The following is a 25,601-nucleotide window of genomic DNA, read 5'->3' as shown; positions in this document are numbered from 1 at the left end:
ATCAGACCTTAAACGTCGAGGAAGCTGCGCATCTTGCGGCTGCGGCTCGGATGTTTCAGCTTTCTCAGGGCCTTCGCTTCGATCTGCCGGATACGTTCGCGGGTCACGCTGAACTGCTGTCCGACCTCTTCCAGCGTATGGTCCGTGTTCATCCCGATACCGAAACGCATGCGCAGGACGCGCTCCTCGCGCGGTGTCAGTGACGCCAGAACGCGCGTGACCGTTTCCTTCAGGTTCGAATGCACGGCGGCATCGACCGGAATAATCGCGTTCTTGTCCTCGATGAAATCGCCGAGCTGCGAATCTTCCTCGTCGCCGATCGGCGTTTCCAGGCTGATCGGCTCCTTGGCAATCTTCATCACCTTGCGCACCTTGTCGAGCGGCATGCCGAGCCGCTCCGCCATTTCCTCCGGCGTCGGCTCGCGGCCGAATTCGTGCAGGAACTGGCGGCTCGTACGGACCAGCTTGTTGATCGTCTCGATCATGTGCACCGGGATGCGGATGGTGCGCGCCTGGTCGGCGATCGAGCGGGTGATCGCCTGCCGGATCCACCAGGTCGCATAGGTCGAGAATTTGTAGCCGCGGCGATACTCGAACTTGTCGACCGCCTTCATCAGGCCGATATTTCCCTCCTGGATCAGGTCCAGGAACTGCAGGCCGCGATTGGTATATTTCTTGGCGATGGAGATGACGAGGCGCAGGTTCGCCTCGACCATTTCCTTCTTGGCGATGCGCGCTTCGCGTTCGCCCTTCTGCACCATGTTCACGATGCGGCGGAATTCGTTCAGCTCGACACCGGTCTGCTGGGCGATGTCGGCAATCTGCAGCCGCACATTCTCGATCGCCTGCTGCTCGCCCTCCGCGAAGGCCTGCCATTTCGGGCCGCGATCCTTGACGCTGTCGGTCCAGCCCTCGTCCAGTTCGTTCCCCACATATACGTCGAGGAAGTCACGCCGGGGAATCTTGTAGCGCTCGGCAAGCCGCAGCATCTGGCCGCCCAGTGACATCAGGCGTTTGTTATAGCTGTACAGCTGCTCGACCAGGAACTCGATCTTGGCGTTGTTGAAAAAGACCGCTTCGACCTTGTCGGTCAGTTCCGTGCGCAGCTTCTGGTATTTCTTCTCGGCCTTTTCGTCATAATCTTCGCCGGCGTGCATCGCCTCCAGCCGCTCATCCTGCAGCTTCGCGAATTTCTTGTAGACCTTCTTGATCTCGTCGAACTGCTCGAGCGCCTGCGGCGTCAGCTGCTCTTCCATCTGTGCCAGGCTGAGGACGTTGTCGTCGTCGTCGTCCTTGCCTTCTTTTGCCTTGGGTTCGCCGTCTTCGTCCTCGTCGCCCTCTTCGGCTTCGGCGGCGTCGTCATCGTCTTCCTTCAACTCCACGCCCTTGGGCAGGTCGCTGTCGTCGTCGGCGTTGACTTCTTCCTCGGTCGGCCCCTGGTTCAGCATCGCTTCGAGATCGAGGATCTCGCGCAGCTGCATCTCGCCCTCCTTCACCGCTTCCGACCAGTAGATGATCGAGGAGAAGGTAAGGGGGCTTTCGCACAGGCCCATGATCATGGTGTCGCGGCCGGCCTCGATGCGCTTGGCGATGGCGATCTCGCCTTCGCGGCTCAGCAGTTCGACGGCGCCCATCTCGCGCAGGTACATGCGCACCGGGTCGTCGGTGCGGTCGAGCTTTTCCTTCGTACGGGTGGACACAAACTTCTGGTCGCCTTCGCCGTCCTTCTGGTCGGTCGGCTGCGGGCCCTGCTCTTCGTCGTCCTCATCCTCTTCGGACTCGGTGACGTTTATGCCCATTTCGGAGAGGGCCGACATGACGTCCTCGATCTGCTCCGAAGACATCTGGTCCTGCGGCAGCGCTTCGTTCAGCTCCTCGTAGGTGATGAAGCCACGCTTCTTGGCGCGGGCGATCATTTTCTTGATCGCCGCATCGTTCATGTCGATCAGCGGAGCATCCGCCTCGGTTTCGCCGTTGCCGGCCTTTCCGTTTTTCGCCATTCCGTCCACTTGTCCAAGTGTTTGGAGCCTAGAGCTCGCCTTCGGTTTCGCGCCGTCCCTGCGCCAGCTCGGCCAATTCTCGTTCCACCCGCGCCTTCTCCATCGAGAGAAACACGCGCCGCTCAAATTCCTCTTCCGTGAGCCAGTCTCCGCGCGAGCGGATTTCGGCTTGTTCGGCTTCGACGTGCGCCAGCGCCATAAGGTGCCCAGCGACACAAGCCAAGTCTTCGGCCGCAACTGCGGCGGGCGTCCGGGGCCGCGTGAAACTGAATGTCAGCCGATTGGAGTTGCTGACGTCGTCCGCGAGCTGACCGAGCCCTCGTCTCGATAGGTCGTCACGCAGCGCGTTTTTGTCAAGCTCCGGATCGGCTGCCGAGGCATGAAAAATCGCCGATCGCAGCCGCGCGAGGTCGGGGTCGGCGATTTCGAGCTCGGCCAGGGCATCGCCGGTTTCCGCGGCCAGTTCGGGCCGGGCGAGCAGCGCCGACAGCATGGCGACGATTTCGCGCTCGTAGGGAGACCGCTGAGCCGCCATCTTCATGCTGGCAGACGCGCCCGTCGCGAAGGCCGGCATTCGCTCGCCGCGCCGCTTGGGCGCGAACAGGGCATCGAAACGGCTCTTGAACTCGGCGCGGTAGAGCTGGGCTATTCCCTCGTCCGCAATCTCGCCCGCATGGGCGTAGAGATTCTTGCGGACGTTCGCGCGCCGTTCGGGGGTGTCCATCTCCACCCCTTCGGTTTCCATCCGCCACAGATGGTCGATCAGGCTTTCGGCCGTGTCGATCAGCCGTTCGAAGGCGGAAAGGCCTGCCTGCTTGACCAGATCGTCGGGATCCTGACCCTCCGGCAACAGGGCAAAGCGTACCGACTTACCCGGTTGCAGCAAGGGAAGCGCTCTCAGGGCGGCGCGGTTCGCCGCGCGAATGCCTGCATTGTCGCCGTCGAAGCAGAGCACCGGCTCCGGGGCCGCGCGCCAGGCTAGCTGCATCTGCTCTTCGGTCAGCGCGGTTCCCATCGGCGCGACCGCTTCGGGAAAGCCCGCCTGCGCCAGCGCGATGACGTCCATATAGCCTTCGACCACCGCCAGCCGGGAGGACTTGCGCGCTGCGGGCGCCGCCTTGTCGAGATTGTAAAGCAGGCGCCCCTTGTCGAAGAGTGGGCCGTCGGGAGAATTCAGATATTTCGGTTCGCCCTCGCCGAAGATGCGCCCCCCGAACCCGACCGTCCGGCCGCGCTGGTCGCGAATGGGAAACATGATGCGGCTGCGGAACCGATCATAGGCGTCGCGGGCCGGGTCGTCGGGCTGCACGAGAAGGCCTGCCGCGATCAGCTTGTCCCGCGGCGCATCGAGGGCGGAAGCGATCGCACCTCGGCCGCCCGGTGCGAAGCCGATGGCGAAGTCGCGGACCGTGTCGCCGCTGAGGCCGCGCCGTTCGAGATACTGCCGCGCCTCCGCGCCGCCGGCCTCGTGCAGCTTCTTCTGGAACCAGGCGGCGGCGAGGCCCGCCACGTCGTGCAGTCCCTGCGCCGCCTTTGCGCGTGCCCGCGCCTCGGGGCTTTCCTGCGGCATGTCGAGGCCGGCCTGCACCGCCAGCGTCTCCACGGCATCGCGGAACTCCATGCCCTCCTGATCGATCAGGAAGCTGACGACGTCGCCATGCGCGCCGCAGCCGAAGCAGTGATAGAAGGCCTTGTCGTCGTTGACGTAGAAGCTGGGTGTCTTCTCGTTGTGAAACGGGCAGCAGGCCTTGAATTCGCGCCCCGCCCGGATCAGCTTCACGCGCCGTCCGACGATCTCCGACACCGGTACGCGGTTGCGAAGTTCCTCCAGGAATTGCGGCGGGATGCTCATCTAGGGGCGGGGGCGGAGACGGGCGGTCAGGCCGACAGTTCCTGCTTCACCAGGCCGCTGGCCGACTTCATGTCCATCGATCCGGCATGTCGCTCCTTCAGCAGGGCCATGACCTTGCCCATGTCCTTCGGACCTTCCGCGCCGGTTTCGGCGATGGCCTTGCGGATCTCGGCGCGCGCCTCGTCTTCGGACATCTGCGCGGGCATGAACTCCTCGATGACGGCGAGTTCGAAACGCTCCTTGTCGGCCAGTTCCGTACGGCCGGCCTCGTCGTACATGTCGATCGACTCGCGGCGCTGCTTCGCCATCTTGGTCAGCACGTCGGCGATCAGCGGGTCGTCGGCATTGCCCGCGCCGACACCGGAATCGATTTCCTTGTTCTTGACTGCCGCGATGATCAGGCGCGTCGCCGCCACCCGGTCCTTCTCGCCCGACTTCATTGCCGCGATCTGCGCCGCCTTGATCTGGTCCCGGATCATGGGAACCCTCCATCTTCGTGTGGGGAAAGAAAACAAGATAAGGTGCCCGGAAGCGCTTTAACAGAATTGACGCGAATCCACCCCGGGCCTACGAGGGCCGCCTAGCCGACAATTGAATCACACCCCTAGCAGGAGCGCCCCCAGCGTGGCCCAATCCGATCCGCTGTGCGCAGGAAATCGCGTGCCCGAAACCGCAACGGGGGCGCTGATTCTGGCTAGCGGCGACGTCATCTGGGGCCGGGGCTTCGGCGCCGAGGGGCACGCCGTCGGCGAGGTTTGCTTCAATACCTCGATGACTGGCTATCAGGAGGTGATGACCGATCCCTCCTATGCCGGCCAGATCGTCACCTTTACCTTTCCCCATATCGGCAATGTCGGGGTGAACGAGGAGGATGTGGAGGCCGACACGCCGCACGCGCTGGGCTGCATCGTGCGCGAGGATGTGACTGCGCCGTCCAACTTCCGTTCGGTGGGCCGCTTCGACGAGTGGCTGAAGGACAATGGTCGAATTGGCCTTGCCGGGATCGATACGCGCGCGCTAACCCGGCGCATCCGCGAACAGGGTGCGCCCAATGCCGTGATCGCGCACAATGCCCAAGGCCGTTTCGACATCGATGCGCTTGTCGCGGCCGCGCGCGGCTGGTCGGGTCTCGAGGGCCTCGATCTTGCGAAGGACGTGACGCGTGAGGAGACGGACGGCTGGAATGGCGGCCCTTGGCAGCTCGGCGTCGGCTACGGCCAGGGCGTGGGCGAGGGGCCGCACGTCGTCGCCATCGACTATGGCACCAAGAAGAATATCCTTCGGCGCCTGGTAAATGCCGGCGCGCGCGTCACCGTCGTTCCCGCTACGGCCAGCTATGACGAGATCATGGCGCTGAAGCCTGACGGCGTGTTCCTGTCGAACGGGCCCGGCGATCCGGCCGCCACGGGATCCTACGCCATTCCCGTCATCCGGCAGCTTCTGGACGCGCAGATGCCCATCTTCGGCATCTGCCTCGGCCACCAGCTTCTCGGCCTCGCGGCAGGCGCGAAAACGGCCAAGATGTTTCAGGGCCACCGCGGCGCCAATCATCCGGTGAAGCGCCTGTCCGACGGGCGCGTCGAGATTACGGCGATGAACCACGGTTTCGCGGTCGACGCGGACAGCCTGCCGGAGGGCGTGAAGGCGACCCATGTCAGTCTGTTCGACGGCACCCTGTGCGGTCTCGAACTAACCGGGCGCCGCGCCTTCGGTGTCCAGTATCACCCAGAGGCCAGTCCCGGGCCGATGGACAGCGACTATCTGTTCCAAAGCTTCGTGCGGGGCCTGGCGTGAAAGCGATTGCGGTCGCCGCATCGCTAGTTTTCGTGGCGGTGGCTGCGGAAGCTAGCGAAAGCACAGCAGTTGCCGACGCGCCGGTTTCCGACATCGATCATGTGCGTGTCGCGATCGAGGCCGACCGTAGCGCGGCCCTCTACGACATCGCGCAGCCGCTCGGCTGGACTGTCGAGCCGGCGGAGGCTCCTGCACCGGACGATGACCGCTACGGCATCGACGTCGGCGCTCCTGAGGGCGAGCAGTCCTGGTTCACGCTGACGCGCCCCGACTGCTGCGACCTGCTCGCTTTCCACCAGCTGCAGCACGTCTGGGAAGCACAGGACGGCGACCCTTATTTCCGCATCGAATTTCTGAACGCCGCAGGCGTGCCCCTCGGCCAGCAGGACCAGTAATGCCCAAACGCACCGACATCGATTCCATTCTCATCATCGGCGCCGGGCCGATCATCATCGGCCAGGCCTGCGAATTCGACTATTCGGGCACGCAGGCCGTGAAGGCGCTGAAGGAGGAGGGCTACCGCATCGTCCTCGTGAATTCGAACCCGGCGACGATCATGACCGATCCCGATCTCGCCCACGCCACCTATGTGGAGCCGATCACGCCCGAAATGGTCGCGAAGGTGATCGAGAAAGAACGCGCCGCGCATCCGGACGAGACGATGGTGGTGCTGCCGACGATGGGCGGCCAGACTGCGCTCAACACGGCGCTGGCCCTTGCGCAGAATGGGACGCTGGAACGCCTCGGCGTCGAGCTGATCGGCGCCAATGCCGAGGCGATCGACAAGGCGGAGGACCGGCTGAAATTCCGCTCCGCCATGGACAAGATCGGCCTGGAGAGCCCGCGTTCCGAAATCGCCCATTCGATGGACGAGGCGATGGAAGCGCTGGAAAAGATCGGCCTGCCGGTCATCATTCGTCCTTCCTTCACGCTCGGCGGCACGGGCGGCGGCGTGGCACACAACAAGGAGGATTTCCGCGACATCGTGCGCGGCGGCCTCGACGCGTCGCCGACGACCGAGGTCCTGATCGAGGAATCGGTCCTCGGCTGGAAGGAATATGAGATGGAGGTGGTCCGCGACCGGGCGGACAATGCCATCATCATCTGCTCGATCGAGAATGTCGATCCAATGGGCGTCCATACCGGCGACAGCGTCACGGTCGCGCCCGCGCTGACGCTGACCGACAAGGAATATCAGATCATGCGCTCGGCCTCGATCGCCGTGCTGCGCGAGATCGGCGTCGAAACGGGCGGGTCGAACGTGCAGTTCGCGGTCAATCCCGACGATGGCCGCCTGGTCGTGATCGAGATGAACCCGCGCGTCTCGCGGTCCTCCGCGCTCGCGTCCAAGGCGACGGGCTTTCCCATTGCGAAGGTCGCCGCCAAACTGGCTGTCGGCTATACGCTCGACGAGATCGAGAACGACATTACCGGCGCGACGCCTGCCAGCTTCGAGCCGACGATCGACTACGTCGTGACGAAGATCCCCCGTTTCGCCTTCGAGAAGTTCCGCGGCGCGAAGGACGACCTGAGCACGGCGATGAAGTCGGTCGGCGAGGTGATGGCCATCGGCCGCAATTTCGGCGAAAGCCTGCAAAAGGCGCTGCGCGGCCTCGAAACCGGTTTGTCCGGTCTCGATCCGATGCCCGAGCTGGAACTGGAAGGGCTGGGGGGCATCGCCTACCGGCTCGCCAATCCGAAGCCCGACCGCCTGCTTGTCGTCGCCGAGGCGATGCGCCGCGGCATCGACGATGCGGAAATCCACCGCCTGTCCAACTACGATCCCTGGTTCCTCGCGCGGATCCGCGAACTGGTCGAAGCCGAGCAGCAGGTTGAGGCGAGCGGCCTGCCCGGCGACCGCGCCGCCATGCGCCAGCTGAAGGCGCTGGGCTTCTCCGACGCGCGGCTGGCGGCCCTGACGGACCAGTCTGAAGCGGAGGTGCGCGCGCATCGCCGCAAGCTCGGAGTTCGTCCCGTGTTCAAGCGCATCGATACCTGCGCAGCCGAGTTCGCCGCCAAGACCCCCTATATGTATTCGACCTATGAGGCGCCGATCTTCGGTGAGCCCGAGGACGAGTCCGACCCTACCGACCGCAAGAAAGTCGTCATCCTTGGCGGCGGCCCAAACCGCATTGGTCAGGGCATCGAATTCGACTATTGCTGCTGCCACGCCGCCTTTGCTCTGGAGGATGCCGGCTACGAAACCGTCATGGTCAATTGCAATCCGGAGACGGTTTCCACCGACTATGACACGTCCGACCGGCTCTATTTCGAACCGCTGACGGCCGAGGACGTGCTCGAAGTCCTAGCGAAGGAGCAGGAGAACGGCACACTGCACGGCGTCATCGTACAGTTCGGCGGGCAGACGCCGCTGAAGCTTGCGCCGGCGCTCGAGGCGGCCGGCATTCCCATTCTCGGTACGCCGCCGTCAGCCATCGACGAAGCCGAGGACCGTGAGCGCTTCGCCGCCCTCGTCAATCGCCTCGGTTTGAAACAGCCGGCGAACGGCACTGCGCGCAGCCTCGACGAGGCGCGCAAGGTCGCGTCGACCGTGGGCTATCCGGTGCTTCTGCGACCCTCGAACGTTCTTGGCGGACGGGGCATGGAAGTGGTCGATTCCGAGAAGCAGCTGGAGGCCTATATCCAGACCGCCGTCGACGTGTCGGAAGGTGCGCCGGTTCTGGTCGACCAGTATCTGCGCGATGCCATCGAAATGGACGTGGACGCGCTGTGCGACGGGAAGAGCGTACAGGTTGCGGGCGTGCTGCAGCATATCGAGGAAGCGGGCGTTCATTCGGGCGACAGCGCCTGCTCCATCCCGCCCTATACCCTGTCCGACGATGTCATCGAGGAAATCGAGCGTCAGACCGAGGCGCTGGCGCTCGCGCTCGGTGTGCGCGGCCTGATGAACGTTCAATATGCGGTGAAGGACGGTGAGGTGTACCTGATCGAAGTGAATCCGCGCGCCAGCCGCACCGTACCGTTCGTCGCGAAGGCCAAGGGTACGCCGATCGCGAAGATCGCAGCGCGGGTCATGGCCGGTGAAATGCTGTCCGACTTCGACATGCCGCCCCGGCGGACCGACCACATCGCCGTGAAGGAGGCCATCTTCCCCTGGGGCCGCTTCCCGGGCACCGATCCCGTCCTCGGTCCCGAAATGAAGTCGACCGGCGAGGTAATGGGCATCGACATGGACTTCGCGACCGCCTTCGCAAAGTCGCAGATGGCCGTGCAGACGAACCTGCCGCAGGCGGGCTGCGTGTTCCTCTCGCTGAAGGACAGCGACAAGCCGCATATGCTCGATGCGGCGCGCAAACTCGTCGACCTTGGCTTTTCGCTGGTCGCGACGAGTGGGACGGCCAGCTATCTGGAGGGGCAGGGCTTGTCGGTCCGGCCGGTCAACAAGGTGCTGGAGGGAAGCCCGCACATCGTCGACCTGATCAAGAACGGTGAAGTCGACCTCGTCTTCAATACCACCGAGGGCGCGCAGTCGCTGAAGGACTCCAAGTCCATCCGGTCGTCAGCGGTTGAGGGGCGCATCCCCTATTACACCACGGCGGCGGCCAGTCGCGCGGCGGTCGAAGCCATTGCTGCGGTGCGGGAGCGACCCCTTGAAGTCCGGTCCCTGCAATCTTACAATTTCGCCTCCTAGGAGATTTTTCCGGACAGGACTGGCTCGGGGACGGTGACCTTGTCGCCGTGAGGACAGCTTTTCCTGCTCAGACATAGAAGGACGAGAGATGGCGACGCTCGAGAAGCTGCCGATGCTGCGCGAAGGCTATGACCGCATGCAGGTCGAGCTGAACAGGCTCAAGAACAAGGAGCGCCACGAGGTGGTGACGGCCATCGAAGAAGCCCGTGCGCACGGTGATCTTTCGGAGAATGCCGAATATCACGCCGCCAAGGAGCGCCAGGGGCAGATCGAGGCGACCATCACCGATCTGGAGGACAAGATCAGCCGCGCCCAGATCATCGATCCTGCCGACCTGTCGGGCGACAAGATCGTCTTTGGGGCGACGGTGAAGATGCTCGACGAGGACGACAATGAGAAGGTCTACCAGATCGTCGGCCCGTACGAGGCCGACGCCAAGGGCGGCCGGATCTCTTACACGTCGCCGCTCGGCCGTGCGCTGATCGGCCGCCGCGAAGGCGACGAGGTCGAAGTTTCGACCCCCTCGGGCGAAAAATATTACGAAATCAGCGAGATTGTCTTCAAGTAACCCAAGCGGACAGCCGCCGGCGCTGCATCAGCTGGCGCCGGCTACCGCGGCGATTGCCGCGCTATGCGTGCTGTTCTGGCTGGCGGAGTTTCTGTTCCCCGAGTTCATTGGCGTGGGGATGGCGCTTATCCCCGCCCGCCTTACGGGATATCTGACGCTTGTCGACGCGGCCGTTCCGGCAATCCTGACGCCGCTCAGCATGACCTTCGTTCATGGCGGTTTCGGGCATCTTGCGCTCAATATGGTGTTTCTGGTCTTCGTGGGGCGGTTCGTGGAGCCCCTCCTCGGAACGGCGCGCTTCCTTACCCTCTACTTCGTCAGTGCGGTAGCGGGCGCGATGCTCGAAACGGCGCTGGCGCCCGAGAGCGTCGTTCCGCACGTGGGCGCCTCCGGCGCCATTTCGGGCGTCTTCGCGGCGCATGCCATGATTTTCGGGCGCCGCCGGGGAAACCAGACGGAGCGCAACCGCGCGCTGCAGCTTGCCGCAGTGTGGATCGGCCTGCAGCTTCTGATCGGCTTCGTGTTCAATTCGGGAGCCGACGGCACCGGCGGAATCGCCATCTGGGCGCATGTCGGCGGCTTCGTGGCCGGGCTCATACTCGCCCTCCCGCTGGCGCGCGCGGCGATCGCCGCGCGCTGACCCAGCCGGATTGGTGGGGCTATTCTTCCGGCAGGAAGTCGGGAACGCTGAGATACCGCTCGCCGGTGTCATAGCAGAAGCCCAGCACCTTTTTCGGGCCATCTCCCTTCTCCAGGTGCTGCTTGATGGCCGCGAGCGTCGCGCCCGAGGAAATGCCGACGAGCATCCCCTCTTCGGAGGCGGCGCGGCGCGCCATTTCCTTCGCATCCTCCGGATCGACCTGGATCGCGCCGTCGATGGACTTGGTGTGGAGATTGTCGGGAATGAAGCCGGCGCCGATGCCCTGAATGGGGTGTGGGCCTGGCTGTCCACCTGAGATGACCGGCGAGAGCGAGGGCTCCACCGCCCACACCTCGAGACCCGGTAGTTCGGGCTTCAGCACCTCGGCGCAGCCCGTGATGTGCCCGCCCGTGCCGACGCCGGTAATGATTGCGTCGAGCCCTTTCGGCTTGAAGTCCTGCAGGATTTCCTGCGCCGTCGTGCGGACGTGAACGTCGACATTCGCGGGGTTGTCGAACTGCTGCGGCATCCACGCGCCGTCAGTTTCGTCGACCAGCTCCTGCGCCCGCTCGATCGCGCCCTTCATGCCCTTCGCCTTGTCGGTCAGGTCGAAGGTGGCGCCATAGGCCAGCATCAGCCGCCGACGCTCGACCGACATCGACTCCGGCATGACGAGGACGAGCTTGTAGCCCTTTACGGCGGCGACCATGGCGAGGCCGACGCCCGTGTTGCCGGAGGTGGGTTCGATGATCGTTCCGCCCGGCTTCAGCTTGCCGCTGCGTTCGGCGTCCTCGACCATCGAGAGGGCGATACGGTCCTTGATCGAGCCGCCGGGATTGGCGCGCTCCATCTTGATCCAGACCTCGTGATTCCCGCCGAACAGGCGGTTCACCTTCACGTGGGGCGTATTGCCAATCGTTTCGAGAATGGAATCGGCGATCATGGAATATTCTCCTCCAAGGTCTCTTCGGGAAGTTCTCTATCCAATTCGCGGGGCGGATCGAAGGTCCGTGCCCGCCTGAGATCGGGAAACAAAATCGTCCACAGCCCGGTTATCGCCAGCGCGCCTGCACCGCCCGCCACCACCGCGGCCACCGGTCCGATGAGGAAGGCTAGGCTGCCGGAAAAGAAGTCACCGAACTCGTTCGATGCGGAAATGGTCAGTAGCGACACCGATGACACGCGGCCCCGCTTTTCGTCCGGCGTATGGAGCTGGATCAGCGACTGGCGGATGTAGACCGAAAACATGTCCGCCGCGCCGACGAAAAAGAGCGCGGCAAGAGAGAGCGGCATGGTTTTCGACATGCCGAAGACGATCGTGGCCACGGCGAACAGCGCGACCGCGCCGAGCATCTTCGGACCCACATTGGTTTTCAGCGGACGAAAGGAGAAGAACAGCGCGGTGAGCGCGGCGCCCACTGCCGGTGCGGCGGCGAGCTGCGAGAGGCCGGGTGCCCCTACCTCCAGGATATCGCGGGCATATACGGGGAAAAGCGCCGTGGCCCCGGCAAGAAAGACGGCAAACAAATCTAGGGTGATCGAACCCAGGACCACCTTGTTGTGAACGACATAGCGCAGGCCGTCGATCACCTGGCCGATGGGCCGCTGGGCGCCGGTTATCGGGCTGCGCGGCACCTCTCCGATCAGGCTGAGGCAGACGAGCGAGATACAGAACAGACCGGCGACGGCGGCATAGGGCAGGGCGGGCGCGGCCTCGTAGAGATAGCCGCCGATGGCCGGTCCGACGATCATGCCCGTCTGCCAGGCGATCGACGACAGGGCGATGGCGTTGGGCAAGACGGCCCTCGGTACCAGGTTCGGGGCGAGCGCCGACAGCGCCGGGCCGGCAAAAGCCCGTCCGATGCCGAGCAGGACGGCGATCCCGAACAGCACGGTCAGGCTGATCGTATCCTGCCAGGTGAACCATGCCAGGATTCCGGCGCAGAGAATCTGCAGCGCGACCATGGAGCGGGCAACGGTCTTCCGGTTCAGCCGGTCGGCCGCAAGACCGGAAAATGGCGTCAGCACGAACAGCGGCAGGAACTGGAGCAGGCCGATCAGCGCAAGCTGGCCCGATGCCTCGCCCACATCCATGCCGCCGTCGCGCGCCAGGTTGTAGGTCTGCCAGCCTATGATCAGCAGCATGGCATATTGGCCCAGCGTCATGGTCAGGCGCGACAGCCAATAGGCGCGGAAGTTGGCAATCCTGAACGGATGGGGGGCGGGGGACTCGGCGGAAGGGGAAGCGTCCATGCGGGCGCCATAGGGGCTCGCCGCGCAGGCGTTAAGCCGGAAAGGCTTGTCGACGGCCTAGCCCGGCTTCTTGAACAGCACGTCGGTTTCGTCCACCGGGCATTGGTCGCCCGTCGCCGTTTCCCCGCCGGGGCAGGTGCAGCTTGCGTGGCCCGAGCGGCACATGCTTCTCGCCCATCGTTCGCCGCCCTCGCGCCAGCCCAGCGTATCGCAGCCGCTGGTCAGCAAAAGAAGAGTCATGGCCGCCGAAAGTGAAGCAGGTCGCCGGGTTCGCAGTCCAGATAGTCGCATATCTTCTCCAGAGTCTCGAAGCGCACGCCTTTCACCTTGCCTTGGCGAAGGAGGGAAAGATTGGCCTCCGTTATGCCGACATGGTTCGCCAGCTCGCGGCCCGATACACCGCGCTCCGCCAGCAAAACGGCAAGGCGGACCTCGATCGGCATCAGACGAACTGACGGTTTTCGGCTTCGATCTCGGCGGCTTCCCCCAAAATCCAGCCTAGGATCCAGACGCCGGCAGCCAGCAACATGGGAAAGATATTCGGCGTGCCGATGCGGATCGACAGCGAAGCTTCGTCCGCGACTGCGAACAGGGCTAGCCCCGCGGCCGGCGATGCCAAAATTCCCGCGAGCGCGCCAAGAAACAGCAGCGCGGCGAAGCGCTTGAGCGCCTTGAAGGCGGGAGGGCTGAAAAATGCGCCGGCGGCAAAACGGCGGAACAACCCTGCCAGCGTCAGCAGGGCCCCGGCGGTCAGAAGCGAGGGGAGGAGAAGAACCAGGTTGGCTGCCATCCTGACAGGCACAGGCATTGGCTGACTGGCGGCCTGAGGCACGCCCGCACCCTGCGCCAGTTCGGCTGCCGGCATGAGGAAAATCGAGGCCCCTGCTGCAAGGGGAAGCAGCAGCGAGAGAGCGACCAGCGCATAGGCCATCGCAGTGGAGGCTGCCGCAATGCGGCGGCGGCGTGCTTCGGGAGTCATAGTCGCGCTTCCGTCCATCGACCGGGCTTGCTGAACATTGACCCCCTTTTAGCGAAAGTTTACTACAAAACAATAATGATTCGTTGTTTTGGAGAAATTCCCGTGGGCGCTACCTTTCGTGCCGCGATCCTCATTCTCGCTGTCTGCGGTTTCACGACGTCGCCTCCGCCCGCACAAGCTGCTGAGCCCACCCCGGAGGGCAGGATCAGCGCGGCGCAGCTTATCGAGGTCATCGAACGTGCACCCGTAGACGAGCGGGCGAGAGAAACCCTCGCGACCTATGCCCGAGCCGTCGTGGAAGGCGCGATGGCGGCTGGAGAACGGTCGGGCAATCCGGTCATCTGTGCAGCGCCCGGCAAGGGCCGTTTCGACGGCGAGGAAATTCGCAGGGTTCTACTTCGGAAAGCGCCCACGCCGGAGCGGCAGGCGCAGCTTGCAGCCACCCCCGTCGTCATCGCCCACCTTTCCCGGCGGCATCCCTGTACCTAGATCGGGAAACCCTTCTCGGAGTAGCTATTCGGCCGCGGCCTGGGCAGCGGCGTAGCTCTGGGTGCCGCGCGTGATCACATCATCCTCAGGCAGGATGGTCGTCACCGGCAAGTCGGACTTCGTTTCCAGCCGGGAATAGAGCGGGGCGAAATCGGTGTTTTGCGTCGTTTCCAGGAGCTCTTCGAAGCTGTCGATAACGATGTAGGTCTGCTGGTAATCGTCGATCCGGTACTCGGTCCGCATCACCCGTTCAAGGTCGAAGCCGATCCGGTTGGGGCTGTCGCTGTCGAGCGAAAAGACGCTTTCGCCGTGGCTCGATACGATGCCCGCGCCGTAAATGCGTAGTCCTCCCGGCTGGCGGATCAGGCCGAACTCCACGGTGTACCAGTAGAGCCGCGCGAGCTTGTGGATGGCACCGAATTCCATGCTACGCAGGCCGCCTTCGCCATAAGCCTGCATATAGTCCGCGAAGACGGGGTCCGCGAGCATCGGGACATGACCGAAGACATCGTGAAAGACGTCGGGTTCCTGCAAATAGTCGAGCTGGTCGCGCCGGCGGATGAAGTTCCCGGCAGGAAAGCGCCGATTGGCGAGATGCTCGAAGAACACCTCGTCGGGAACGAGTCCGGGCACGGCGACGACCGACCAGCCGGTTTCCTCGCCCAGCCGGTTCGAAAGCTCCCTGAAATGCGGAATGCCGGGCCGCGACAGCTGCAGAACATCGAGGCCCTGCAGGAATTCTTCAGCCGCCCGGCCGGGAAGCTGTTCGGACTGGCGCTCGAACAGAAGGTCCCAGACGCTATGCTCCTCTTCGGAAAAGGCGTCCCAGTTCTGCGGAACCGTCCAATCCCGGGCGGCGCCTTCGGGCTTTTCTAACTTCGGCGAGCCTGTATCCATGCAAACCCATCTATGCCTTCACGAACGGGTTTCAAAGCCTTGACGCCGCGAATTGCCGTGAATTCTCAGGATCGTGCCTGTTCGTGGTGACGGATTACCTCGGCCACGATGAAGCGCAGGAACTTCTCGGAAAATTCGGGATCGAGATTCGCACTTTCGGCGAGCCGCCGCAGCCGTTCGATCTGTTCGGCCTCGCGCGCCTTGTCGGCGGGCGGCAGTCCGTGCTTCGCCTTGTAGGCGCCGACAGCCTTGGTGATCCGGAACCGCTCCGCCAGGATGTGAATAAGGGCCGCATCGATATTGTCGATGCTGGAGCGAAACTGGGCAAGGTCTGCGGGCTGGTCCATCATAGGTTGCGATCCTTTGCGTCCAAATGTGCCAGTGACAAGCCCGTCCAAATGACGGAAGAGGCGTCGCCGTGCAGAAAGAGAGTCCAGAGAAGTCATGAGTGCGTCGGTTCACGCGCTGCGAACGGCCGGTCGGGAGCCCTCCATCGAGCCCCTGATGCAGCTCGTCGCGCCCGCCCTCAACAGCGTCAACGAAATCATCCTTGCGCGCATGCAGTCCGATGTTTCCGTAATTCCTGCCCTTGCCGGACATCTGATTTCCGGCGGCGGCAAGCGGCTAAGGCCGATGCTCACGCTCGCCAGTGCGCGCCTCCTCGACTATGAAGGGACCCGTCACCACAAGCTGTCGGCGGCGGTCGAGTTCATTCATACGGCCACCCTGCTTCACGACGATGTGGTCGACGGGTCAGAGCAGCGCCGCGGGAAAAAGGCTGCCAACCTCATCTGGGGAAACCAGGCCACGGTGCTGGTCGGCGATTTCCTGTTCAGCCGTGCCTTCGAACTCATGGTCGAGGATGGCAGCCTGAAAGTCCTCAAGATCCTCTCCGGCGCGTCGGCTGTCATCGCGCAGGGCGAGGTCGACCAGCTGCAGACGCAGCGGCGTATCGACACGACCGAAGAACGCTACTTGCAGGTCATCACCGCCAAAACGGCCGTTCTGTTCGCGGCGGCATGCCAGATCGCCGGCGTCGTTTCGGAGCGGGGGGAGGAAGTGGAGGCGAAGCTTGAAAGCTTCGGCCGCAATCTCGGCATCGCCTTCCAGCTCGTCGACGATGCCATCGACTATGCGGGCAACGAAGCGGAAATGGGCAAGGATGCGGGCGACGACTTCCGCGAAGGCAAGCTCACACTGCCGGTGATCCTTGCGTACAAGCGGGGCGATGCCGCCGCGAAACGCTTCTGGGAGCGCGCCATCGGCAGCGGTGACGGCAGCGATGACGACCTGGCGGAAGCGATCGCCCATATGCGCGCCGCCGACGCGATTTCCGATACGCTCGAACGCGCACGGCACTATGGCAGGCTCGCCATCGATGCGATCGCGGATTTTCCCGCGGGGAAGGCAAAAGATGCGTTGACCGAAACGGTCGCGTTCGCGGTTGCCAGGGGCTATTGAGCCGCGCTTGATCTTTCGCGCTGTCGAACGCATGGGAAGCCCTATGACTGCACGTATCTATCAGCGTCCCCTGTCCGCCATGTCTTCGGGCAAGGCGAGAGGCGAGGAATGGGTCCTGGAATATGAGCCCGATAGCCGGCAGGTGCATGATCCGCTGACCGGCTGGTATGGATCGAGCGATACGCGCCGGCAGGTAAAGCTTCGCTTCGAGAGCGAAGAGGGCGCGGTCGCCTATGCACGTACGAAGGGCCTCGACTATTCGGTCGAACCGCCGCGCGTTCACAGGCTGAAGCTGCAGTCTTACTCCGACAATTTCCGGTAGCTTGCTCGCCGGGCTTTTCGCGCTCTAAAGCGCGCGAAACGAAAAAGCCTTGGGAGTGAGTAAAATGCCAACTGCGAGCGAAATGCTGTCCGCCGACTTCGGTTCGGTGCCCGGAGTGGTTCGCCAGCTCGCATCCGAAGACCCGCAGCACCTCGCCCTCGTCGTCGATGACCGGCAGTTGACGCGCGCGCAATTCGACCAGCTTGTCGACCGCGTCGCCGCTGCCCTTCAGCGCGACGGCGTGCGCCAGGGCGAGGCGGTGTCCGTATGTGCCGGAACGTCGGTCGAATATGCCGTCCTTTATATAGGCGTGCTGAGAGCGGGCGCGGCCGTGGCCCCAATCGCGCCCAGCGTCACGGGCGAGCAGATGGCTGCCATGATCGGCGACTCCGGGTCTCGTCTGGTCTTTCTCGACCGCGACGCGCATGCGACGCTTGGCGAGCGAGCGGCAGAGCTCGATGCGCGGATCGTGGCTCTCGACGGATCCGGCGTCGGCCAGGACTGGTCCGACTGGCTTGCGGCTGCGGGAAGCGAGCCCAAGCCGGTCGAAATCCGGCCGGAGGACCCGTTCAACATCATCTACTCCTCTGGGACGACCGGGGTCCCCAAGGGGATCGTTCATTCCAACATGATGCGCTGGCGGCAGGTCGCGATGGGCGGCAACCCTGCCTATGCCGAGGCCGTCACCCTGATATCGACCCCGCTCTACTCGAACACGACGCTTGTCAGTTTTCTGCCGACGGTCGCGCAGGGCGGGACTGCCGTCCTGATGAGGAAGTTCGACGCCCGCGCCTATCTCGAACTTGCCGAGCGCACGCGCGCGACGCACACCATGCTGGTTCCGGTCCAGTACAAGCGCATCATGGCCGTCCCGGAGTTCGACAGGTTCGACCTCTCTAGTTTCGTCCTGAAGACCTGCACATCGGCACCCTTCGCGGCAGAACTGAAACGCGACATCCTCGTTCGCTGGCCCGGCCAGCTGGTGGAATATTATGGCATGACCGAGGGCGGCTGCTCATTCATGCTGAAGGCGCACGAGCATCCCGACAAGCTGCATACGGTGGGGCAGGCGATGCCGGGACATGAGGCGATCCTGATCGACGACGACGGCAAGCCCGTGGCAGCCGGGGAGGCGGGGGAGATCGTCGGCCGCTCTCCGACCATGTCGAAGGGCTATCTCAACCGCGACGACAAGACCCGCGAGATGCAATGGTACGATGAGGACGGGAACCTCTGGTATCGCCACGGCGACGTCGGCCGGTTCGATGCCGACGGCTTCCTGATCCTGACCGACCGGAAAAAGGACATGATCATTTCCGGCGGGTTCAACATCTTCCCGAGCGATATCGAGGCGGTGGCGAAGGACTGCCCGCAAGTGGAGGATGTTTCGGTCGTGGGGGTTCCGTCCGAACAGTGGGGGGAGACGCCCGTCGCCTTCTATGTCGGCGCAGCCGACCCGCGGTCGGTGGTGGAGTTCACCAACAGCCGCGTAGGGAAGACGCAGCGGCTCGCGGATGCCATCAGGGTCGAAGACCTGCCCCGCAGCGCGATCGGCAAAGTGCTGAAGCGTGAGTTACGGGAGGCATATGAGATTCGCTCCCGGTGATCCGGTCGCATGGCGGCGGACGCGCATTGTGAAATTTTTATGCGTGCCGGCCCCACCAGGCATGAGCCGCCCTATACCGCACGATTTTCAGCGAAAACACTGTCTTGACCCCTTCCGGGCGCGCCAAATGTTCATTGACAGTTCAGGAGCCCTCCCGTTAGCGGGCAAATCCATGGCGGAGAGCGGCTTTTTTGCTGGCAAAGAAACCGTTGCGCCGTCAGGGCAATTGGCTAAGAACATGGGAGCCAGCGAGGCTCCGAGCCTAGCGTACGTGTCTTGGAACCGCGAAGCGGGGCCGTCAGAAAAGGGAGCAAAATCCGATGACTTTCAATGAGGATGCCGCGGGCGTTCTGCCTGAAGCAACCGATGTCGACGGGGCGGACAATGGTCGCGTCCTGCCTTCCGAACTCGCAGCCCTGGCCGAGGCCGCCCTCGCCGAGGCGCCCGCCGAAACTGATGCCGAAGCGCTCGTCGCGTCCGTGACGCCGGGTGTGACGGTTGCCGACTCGGCCCAGGCCGTCGAAGGCGAACTTGCTTCCGATCTGATCGCCGCGGACACGGCCGCCAGCTTCGAGCCGGTCGTCCTTGAGATGGCTGATGCCGAAGCCGACGCCGGCGACGTTGAAACCACGGTTTATGCCCAGGCCGACGACTATGGCACCGACTACACCGCGCTGTACGTCATCGGCGGCGTTCTCGTCCTCGGTGGCCTGATCGCCATTCTCGCGGACGACGATGACGACGATGACGAAGAGCCTGTCACGCCGCCTCCGCCTCCGCCTGCGAACCGCGCTCCCGAGTTCGAAGACGATACCCAGGAGGTTGAGGTCGACGAGGACGGCTCCGTCGATGTCACGGTCGAGGCGACCGATGCCGATGGCGACGATCTGACGTACGAAGTCAGCGACGTTGTCGGTGGCGCGGTCGTCGATAATGGCGACGGTACCTTCACTTACACGCCCGATGCCGACTTCAGTGGCGACGGCAGCTTTGTCGTGACGGCGACCGATCCTGACGGCGAAACGGCGACGCAGACCGTCAATGTCACGATCAACCCCGTGAACGACGCTCCGGAAATCGGCGATATCGACCCGGTCGACACCTTCTCCGGTGCGACCTTCACGATCACGCCGACCGTCACGGACATCGAGGGCGATGACTTCACCCTCACGACCACCGACGGCGACGGCGTCACGACGACGATCACCGACGGTGTCGTTACCGTTGAGATCGACGACGACTTCACCGGCGACACCTTCTTCGATCTTACGGCGACGGACGAAAACGGCGATGCGACGACCCGCCGTATCGAGCTGACCGTCGCGGATGGTCCGGAGTTCGTCAGCCTCGACGTTGATGGCGACGGCAACATCAACACGGCCGAGGCGTTCGATGCGTCCGGTGCCGACGTTGCCTATTTCGATGATGTTGCGATTGCCAACAACGCCCTGATCACGGACTTCGGTGCCGGCGACAGCATCACGGTCGACGGCGATGTCGATGACTACTCCTTCTCGAACTTCGGCGGTGATATTGTCATCACGTCGAACGTCGACGGCGTTGTCAGCGAGATCACGATCGATGCCGACGTTGCCGACTTCGTGTTCGACGAAGCGACCGCAGAGGCGGCGCTTGGCTTCGACTTCTTCCAGTTCACCGATGGTGGTGGCAGCACGCCTCCGCCGCCCCCGCCGCCCCCGCCGGCGGGTACGGTTGATCTGGACGTCGACAGTGACGGAGACCCGCTTACGCCGGAGACCTTCGACGCTGCCGACTTGTCAGCGACTTTCCAGGACGATACTGACGTTGCCAGCACGGTCATCATCGACAATTTCTCGGACGACGATCTGCTGCAGGTGCTCAACGAAGGATCCGATGGTGTTTCCTTCTCGAGCGAGGGTACGGACCTTACGATCTCATTCCGTTCAGATGGGGGGACGGTGAACTCGGTCAGACTCACGGACGTTGTGGACGCCAGCGACTTCGTTTTCGACGAAGCAACTGCGGAAGCGGCTGTTGGCTTCGACTTCTTCTCGGTCGGCTGAATCACGGATTAAAGTTTTCATTGGAGGATAATACACAATGGCACGCGTAATTCTTTCCGCAGGTGATGAATTCACCGCGGCTAGCAGCAACCTCCAGATCTTCGGTACGCGTACCGGATCTGAGACGGTTACGATTTTCCCGGGGGCGGAAGTTGAGCTCGATCCTTCGTTCAACCAGGGTGGCGACACGATCGTGTTCAACGCCTCGACGGACGGCTACACGGTAACGCGCTCCGGCTCGTCCGTAATCATCACGGGCACTGATGGCACGTCGGTTACCGTTCCGGTTGGCACCGCCGGCACGTCGGTTCAGTTTGACGATGCGACCTTCGACCTCGCCTTCAACACCGAGACGAGCGAGATCGAGCTCGGCGACATCGTCGTCGACACCGACGGCGAAGCGATCGGCGATCCGGGCACGGGCGGCGGCGACGACGTCGAGCTGACCGTTTCGAACCCGACGGTCACCGAAGGTGCGGGCAACCTGTCGTTCCAGTTCGACCTGTCCGAAGCGCGCGACGTCGACACGACGATCCTCGTGTCCACCGGCGGTGACTTCGACACGGCCACGCCCGGCGCCGACTACACGCCGGTCTCCACGACCGTCACCATTCCGGCGGGTGCGACCCGCGCGTTCCTGACGGTCACCGTGTTCAATGACTCGGTTGCCGGCGAAGGCGACGAAACCGTTACGCTCAACGTGACGCCGCCTGCGGGCGTCGAGCTCGTGAACGAGGGCGACATCACCGGCACCATCATCGATGATGAGCCGATCCCCGAGTACGACCTGACCAACGGTGCCGACACGATCGTCGGTACGGCTGACGACAACCGCATCGTCGGCGTTCAGACGCAGGACGAGGTTGGCAAGCTTCTTTCCGAGGCTGACAGCATCAACGGCAATGACGGTACGGACACGATCCAGCTGATCAACGCTTACACGGTCGTGAACCCGGTCGACACGAACATCATCGAAGATGAAGACTTCACGAACGTGATCTCGGTCGAGCGCCTTCTGACCAACTACCAGACGGTCACGCTCGCTGCTGAGGCCAGCCAGGCCGGTATCGCCTTCATCGACACGTCCTTCCAGGACACGGCCCGTCCGGGCGGCACCACGCTGGACATTTCCAGCGACATGTACCTTCAGGACGCCACGGTGATCATGGCGGACGACGATTCCGACACGATCCTGATCGACCTGTCGGCCAACTCCGACACGATCGACACGGGTTCGGACGCCGGCATCCAGGACTTCGTTGGCGTTTCGCCCGATGGCGATGTCAGCGTCATGCTCGACTCTTCGGCGATCGGCGACGGCACGGTTGATACGGTCAGCCTCTCGCTTGACGGCGGCCCGGTCAGCACGGTCGACGACGAAGGCACGTCGCTCTACTTCACCGGCGCCGGTAGCTCCTTCGTTGTCACCGACGGTGAGACCGAAGTCGGCACGTTCGGTGCGGTCGATCTGGGTACTTCGGGCGGCGATACGCTCGGCTACTTCGGCGGCAATCCGATCGGCGGCGCGCTTTACGCCGTCGGCGGTGCCGGCGACGACACGATCAGCGGTACGGAACTGATCGACGTTCTGCAGGGCGGTCTTGGCGACGACACCTATGTCTATGACACGGGTGAGTTCGTGGCAGAGGAAGCTCTGTCCGATGTCGGCGGCACGGACACGATCCGCGTCAGCAGCCTGACGGCGATCACCGACGACATGTTCGCCAACAAGGAAGGTATCGAAGTCGCCGTGTTCGACGTCGAGACCGATGTTGTCGGTGAAGAAGTCATTCTCGGCGCCAATGCCGAGGCGGCAGGTATCAGCTCCGTGGTCGTCGAAGACGGCGAGCTGGACGCCTCCGCGTTCGAAGGTGATCTGAACGCGACGGTGGCCGACAATGCTTCGACGGGCGCCGGTGACGACAATGTGTTCGTCTCCGAGAACGCCGTCGCGACGCAGACCATCGAGACCAACGCCGGTGACGACACCATCTACTTCTATGATGAGTTCGACAACACGGACGAGGTTGACGGCGGCGACGGCACCGACACGATCGTGGTTGGCGGTGAAACGCCCAATGGCACCGACATCGACGGTGTCCAGGCGCGCGGCTACACGATCGACGGCGACCTCGTTTCCATCGAACGCATGGTGCTGAACTCGGGTGAGCGGGCGACCGCCGTTCTCGGTACCGCGAATGACGATGATGGTGCCGCGTTCCAGTACACCGTGAACGTCACCAATGCAGGCGTAGCTGCCGACGGCGAGCTTGAAATCGACGGTTCCGCGCTTCGCACGGACATTCGCGCCGATCTGGGCGCCGATGGTGAGATCGGCGGCGGTGACGACACGGTCGCCGACGAAACGCTGGTTGTTAACGCGTCCGGTCTGACGGGTGGCCGTTCGGTGAACGTCACCGGCGGTGCTGCCGACGACACGCTCATCGGCGGTGCAGGTGCCGATACGCTGACGGGCGGTGCCGGAGACGACACGCTCGAAGGCAATGCCGGCGTCGACACGCTTGATGGCCAGGAAGGCGAGGACACCTACGTCTTCACCGGAACCGAGTTCGCCGAAGGTGAAACCATCGCGGACTCCGGTACGGACGCCGACGATGTCGACACCATCCAGATCACCAACAATACGGGCGATCTGACCGACGCTGCGTTCGCCGACATCTCCGGTATCGAGGCTCTTAACGTCTCTGTCGCTGGTGCCGGTGGCACGGTGACGGTCGGTGAAGAGGCCGAGGAAGCTGGGATCCGCACGATCGTTGCCGACGACGAGGATGTCGACGCGACGGGTTACACCGAAGGCGTGACCATCACGACCGAGGCCGACATCGAAGGCGGTGAGGGCAGCGACACGCTTCTCTCCACGCAGGGCGGCGACATCGACGGCAACGGCGGTGACGACGTGATCTCGCTGGCCAACGGCTTCAATCAGGAAATCGACGGCGGCGAAGGCGACGACGTGATCGTCGGTCGTTACTTCGTGAACGGCGGTGACACGATCGAAGGTGGGGCCGGCACGGACTCGCTGACGCTCGACCTCTTCTGGACCGACGCGACGGGCGCCGTTGCGCCGAACTCTTTCGGGGTTGGTGCCGACTCCTCCTACAACCCGAACCTTACCGGCGTTTCCGGAATTGAAGTCATCACCGTGGGTGCCGGCTTCGAGGAAGGTGAAGTCACCGGCAGCACCTTCGGTAGTGCTGCGAGTTACGGGCTGACCGTGACCGATGCGAACATCGAGGACGGCGACACGCTGACCATCGACGGTTCTGCTCTTCGCGAAGGCGTTGCTATCAATGCAGCAACCGATGCGGACGAGAATCTGTTTGTCAACGCATCGGGCCTGACCGATGATCGTTCGGTCGTCGTGACGGGCGGCGCTGCCGACGACACGCTGACGGGCGGCGAAGGTGACGATACGCTCAACGGCGGCGCCGGGAACGACGTTCTCAGCGGCGGTGCAGGCGACGATGTCATCAACGCCGGCGCGGGCTCGGATACGGTTCAGGTCACTGCTGCCGAGTTCGAAACGACGGCGGACCAGGACGATCTCGACGGTGGCGCGGGCGCGGATACGCTCGAAGTCATCGGAACCGGCGGTGCGGTGACGCTTGCGGACCTTCAGTTCCGTGACGACATCACCAACTTCGAGACCCTTCAGCTCTCGAACGGCGTGTTCACGTTCAACCCCGCCACGAACTTCCAGAATGGAGGCTTCGAGCGGATTGTCATTGCTCCGAACACGGCGACGGGCATCATCAATGCCTTCAACCTGTCTTCGGGCGTGGAAATCCGCGGCGGTAACAACGCCGACACGCTGACCGGTTCGGACTTCGATGACATCATCACCGACGGTCTTGCCGGTGACAGTTCGGACGACACGATCGAGGGCCGCGCTGGTGCTGACACGATCATCCTCAACGGTCTGTCCGGTGACGACACGGTTCTCGCTGGTGCGGGCAACGACATCATCGTCTCGAACAACAGCGTGAACGAGAACCTTGATGACGGCGACGTGATCAATGGCGGTGGCGGTACCGACACGCTGCAGCTGGCCGGTTCCGAAACCACCAACGACCAGGTTCTGGTGACCTTCGATGCCGACATCATCAGCATCGAGAATGTCGAGCTGGTTGCCGGTGCCGATGCAGTGGCGGTCACCGGTGCGGCCAACGACACGGCCGGATCGACCAACAGCTACAGCCTGCAGCTGACCGATGCGTCCTTCCCGGGTACGGGCGGAACGCTGACGATCGACGGTTCCGACCTCACCTCGCACATCGTCGCACTTGGCGGCGACGGTGAGATCGGTGGCGGCGACGACACGACGGCCACGGACAACCTCATCGTCAACGGCGATGCCCTGTCCGCGTCGAACCTTCTGGTCGTGACCGGCGGTGACGGTACGGACAGCCTGACGGGCGGTGCCGGCGCGGATATCCTCCGCGGTGGCAACGGCAGCGACTTCCTCGATGGTAATGCGGGTCTCGACACGCTGAACATCGAAGAGGACGTGGCGGCTCGCGACTATATCATCGTCGAAGACGGTGACTCGGGTCGTGCGCAGTTCGACACGGTTGTCGGCTTCGATATCGATAGCGATCTCGCGGATGGCATCGACGCCGATGTCGACGTGATGAACGTGACGGGCGAAAGCCAGATCGTTGCCGACGTGACGGATGTTGTCGAGGATGGTGTCATCATCGGGACGCTTGCCGATGCGATCTCGACCTCCACGTCGCTGCTCGCGGCAGTCCAGCTCATCGAGCAGGAATTCCAGAGCACGTCGTCGCCGGGTGACCAGGACGGTGTTGTTGCCTTCGAATATCAGGGTAACACCTACCTGGCCTCGATCGATGATGGCGGTGCAGCCGCTGGCTTCCAGGAGACGGTCAGCGACCTGATCCAGCTTCAGGGCGTCACGGGTGTGACCGACCTGCAGCTTGCCGGCGACCCGAACACCGCCACCGGCATCGACGTGGTGTTCTTCGGCTAAGGCTGAGGACATACGCAAACGGCTTGGGGCTC

At 63.5% G+C, this 25,601-nt stretch carries 21 protein-coding genes; 11 read left to right on the top strand and 10 right to left on the bottom strand.

Annotation, left to right across the window (positions count from 1 at the left end; translation table 11 throughout):
- Positions 1-8: 8 nt before the first annotated feature.
- The 3 genes from rpoD to KCN53_RS09630 are packed head-to-tail and all read right to left on the bottom strand — an operon-like array spanning position 9 to position 4,331.
- The gene (gene rpoD / locus KCN53_RS09640; protein WP_088712584.1) at positions 9-2,000 is read right to left on the bottom strand and encodes an RNA polymerase sigma factor RpoD; all 1,992 of its coding nucleotides are present in this window, start codon (positions 1,998-2,000) and stop codon (positions 9-11) included.
- A gap of 28 nt (positions 2,001-2,028) precedes the next feature.
- Positions 2,029-3,852 carry a DNA primase gene (gene dnaG / locus KCN53_RS09635; protein ID WP_088712585.1) on the bottom strand — a complete coding sequence of 608 codons (1,824 nt, stop codon included), beginning with the start codon at positions 3,850-3,852 and terminating at the stop codon, positions 2,029-2,031.
- A gap of 26 nt (positions 3,853-3,878) precedes the next feature.
- The gene (locus KCN53_RS09630; protein WP_088712586.1) at positions 3,879-4,331 is read right to left on the bottom strand and encodes a GatB/YqeY domain-containing protein; all 453 of its coding nucleotides are present in this window, start codon (positions 4,329-4,331) and stop codon (positions 3,879-3,881) included.
- Between the two features lie 181 nt (positions 4,332-4,512).
- Here KCN53_RS09630 and carA point away from each other — a divergent pair, with 181 nt between their 5' ends.
- From carA to KCN53_RS09605, 5 genes are all read left to right on the top strand, one after another.
- A complete protein-coding gene (gene carA / locus KCN53_RS09625) occupies positions 4,513-5,646 on the top strand; it encodes a glutamine-hydrolyzing carbamoyl-phosphate synthase small subunit (RefSeq protein ID WP_224199561.1) in 1,134 nt (377 codons plus the stop codon).
- Positions 5,643-6,041, top strand: a complete 399-nt coding sequence (locus KCN53_RS09620) for a hypothetical protein (RefSeq protein WP_088712587.1) — start codon at positions 5,643-5,645, stop codon at positions 6,039-6,041. Before carA ends, KCN53_RS09620 begins: the two co-directional genes overlap by 4 nt.
- Positions 6,041-9,298: a carbamoyl-phosphate synthase large subunit gene (gene carB, locus KCN53_RS09615; protein WP_088712588.1), complete on the top strand. Its 3,258-nt coding sequence runs from the start codon at positions 6,041-6,043 to the stop codon at positions 9,296-9,298. Before KCN53_RS09620 ends, carB begins: the two co-directional genes overlap by 1 nt.
- Before the next feature lie 88 nt (positions 9,299-9,386).
- Positions 9,387-9,866: a transcription elongation factor GreA gene (gene greA, locus KCN53_RS09610; protein ID WP_088712589.1), complete on the top strand. Its 480-nt coding sequence runs from the start codon at positions 9,387-9,389 to the stop codon at positions 9,864-9,866.
- Positions 9,853-10,506 (top strand): rhomboid family intramembrane serine protease, encoded by a 654-nt coding sequence (locus KCN53_RS09605; RefSeq protein ID WP_143712234.1) that lies wholly within the window; start codon positions 9,853-9,855, stop codon positions 10,504-10,506. The genes greA and KCN53_RS09605 overlap by 14 nt, the downstream gene beginning before the upstream one ends.
- Positions 10,507-10,525: 19 nt before the next feature.
- Here KCN53_RS09605 and cysK read toward each other — a convergent pair whose 3' ends face one another.
- Genes cysK through KCN53_RS09580 form a run of 5 tightly spaced genes read right to left on the bottom strand, consistent with a single transcriptional unit; the run spans position 10,526 to position 13,738 of the window.
- Positions 10,526-11,449: a cysteine synthase A gene (gene cysK, locus KCN53_RS09600; RefSeq protein ID WP_088712591.1), complete on the bottom strand. Its 924-nt coding sequence runs from the start codon at positions 11,447-11,449 to the stop codon at positions 10,526-10,528.
- Positions 11,446-12,759, bottom strand: a complete 1,314-nt coding sequence (locus tag KCN53_RS09595; protein ID WP_088712592.1) for an MFS transporter — start codon at positions 12,757-12,759, stop codon at positions 11,446-11,448. Before KCN53_RS09595 ends, cysK begins: the two co-directional genes overlap by 4 nt.
- A gap of 57 nt (positions 12,760-12,816) precedes the next feature.
- Positions 12,817-12,999 carry a hypothetical protein gene (locus KCN53_RS09590; protein WP_088712593.1) on the bottom strand — a complete coding sequence of 61 codons (183 nt, stop codon included), beginning with the start codon at positions 12,997-12,999 and terminating at the stop codon, positions 12,817-12,819.
- Positions 12,996-13,202, bottom strand: a complete 207-nt coding sequence (locus KCN53_RS09585) for a helix-turn-helix domain-containing protein (protein WP_088712594.1) — start codon at positions 13,200-13,202, stop codon at positions 12,996-12,998. The genes KCN53_RS09590 and KCN53_RS09585 overlap by 4 nt, the downstream gene beginning before the upstream one ends.
- Entirely contained in the window at positions 13,202-13,738 is a 537-nt protein-coding gene (locus KCN53_RS09580; protein WP_088712595.1) for a hypothetical protein, read from the bottom strand. Before KCN53_RS09580 ends, KCN53_RS09585 begins: the two co-directional genes overlap by 1 nt.
- Before the next feature lie 102 nt (positions 13,739-13,840).
- On the opposite strand from KCN53_RS09580, the gene KCN53_RS09575 reads away from it, so the two are divergent.
- On the top strand, positions 13,841-14,227 hold the full coding sequence (locus tag KCN53_RS09575; RefSeq protein WP_088712596.1) for a hypothetical protein: 387 nt from the start codon (positions 13,841-13,843) through the stop codon (positions 14,225-14,227).
- A gap of 24 nt (positions 14,228-14,251) precedes the next feature.
- Here KCN53_RS09575 and phhA read toward each other — a convergent pair whose 3' ends face one another.
- Together phhA and KCN53_RS09565 are read right to left on the bottom strand one after the other, a co-directional pair.
- Complete coding sequence (gene phhA / locus KCN53_RS09570) at positions 14,252-15,124, bottom strand: phenylalanine 4-monooxygenase (RefSeq protein WP_088712597.1); 873 nt, start codon at positions 15,122-15,124, stop codon at positions 14,252-14,254.
- Positions 15,125-15,189: 65 nt separating this feature from the next.
- Positions 15,190-15,474, bottom strand: a complete 285-nt coding sequence (locus tag KCN53_RS09565) for a chorismate mutase (protein WP_172406233.1) — start codon at positions 15,472-15,474, stop codon at positions 15,190-15,192.
- A 94-nt stretch (positions 15,475-15,568) separates the two neighbouring features.
- On the opposite strand from KCN53_RS09565, the gene KCN53_RS09560 reads away from it, so the two are divergent.
- The 5 genes from KCN53_RS09560 (at position 15,569) to KCN53_RS09540 (ending at position 25,569) form a co-directional block, all read left to right on the top strand.
- A complete protein-coding gene (locus tag KCN53_RS09560) occupies positions 15,569-16,585 on the top strand; it encodes a polyprenyl synthetase family protein (RefSeq protein ID WP_088712598.1) in 1,017 nt (338 codons plus the stop codon).
- A gap of 43 nt (positions 16,586-16,628) precedes the next feature.
- Positions 16,629-16,907, top strand: coding sequence for an ETC complex I subunit (locus KCN53_RS09555; RefSeq protein WP_088712599.1), 279 nt, complete (start codon positions 16,629-16,631; stop codon positions 16,905-16,907).
- A gap of 64 nt (positions 16,908-16,971) precedes the next feature.
- On the top strand, positions 16,972-18,513 hold the full coding sequence (locus KCN53_RS09550) for a class I adenylate-forming enzyme family protein (protein ID WP_088712600.1): 1,542 nt from the start codon (positions 16,972-16,974) through the stop codon (positions 18,511-18,513).
- Positions 18,514-18,833: 320 nt separating this feature from the next.
- The gene (locus KCN53_RS09545) at positions 18,834-20,558 is read left to right on the top strand and encodes a cadherin-like domain-containing protein (RefSeq protein WP_088712601.1); all 1,725 of its coding nucleotides are present in this window, start codon (positions 18,834-18,836) and stop codon (positions 20,556-20,558) included.
- Positions 20,559-20,595: 37 nt separating this feature from the next.
- The gene (locus KCN53_RS09540) at positions 20,596-25,569 is read left to right on the top strand and encodes a beta strand repeat-containing protein (protein WP_088712602.1); all 4,974 of its coding nucleotides are present in this window, start codon (positions 20,596-20,598) and stop codon (positions 25,567-25,569) included.
- Positions 25,570-25,601: the final 32 nt, after the last annotated feature.

The sequence above is a fragment of the Pacificimonas aurantium genome, assembly GCF_020092905.1.
In the GTDB taxonomy this organism is placed as follows: domain Bacteria; phylum Pseudomonadota; class Alphaproteobacteria; order Sphingomonadales; family Sphingomonadaceae; genus Pacificimonas; species Pacificimonas aurantium.
The sequence above is the reverse complement of the archived record's forward strand: the minus strand, read 5'-3'. Positions and strand labels throughout refer to the sequence as shown.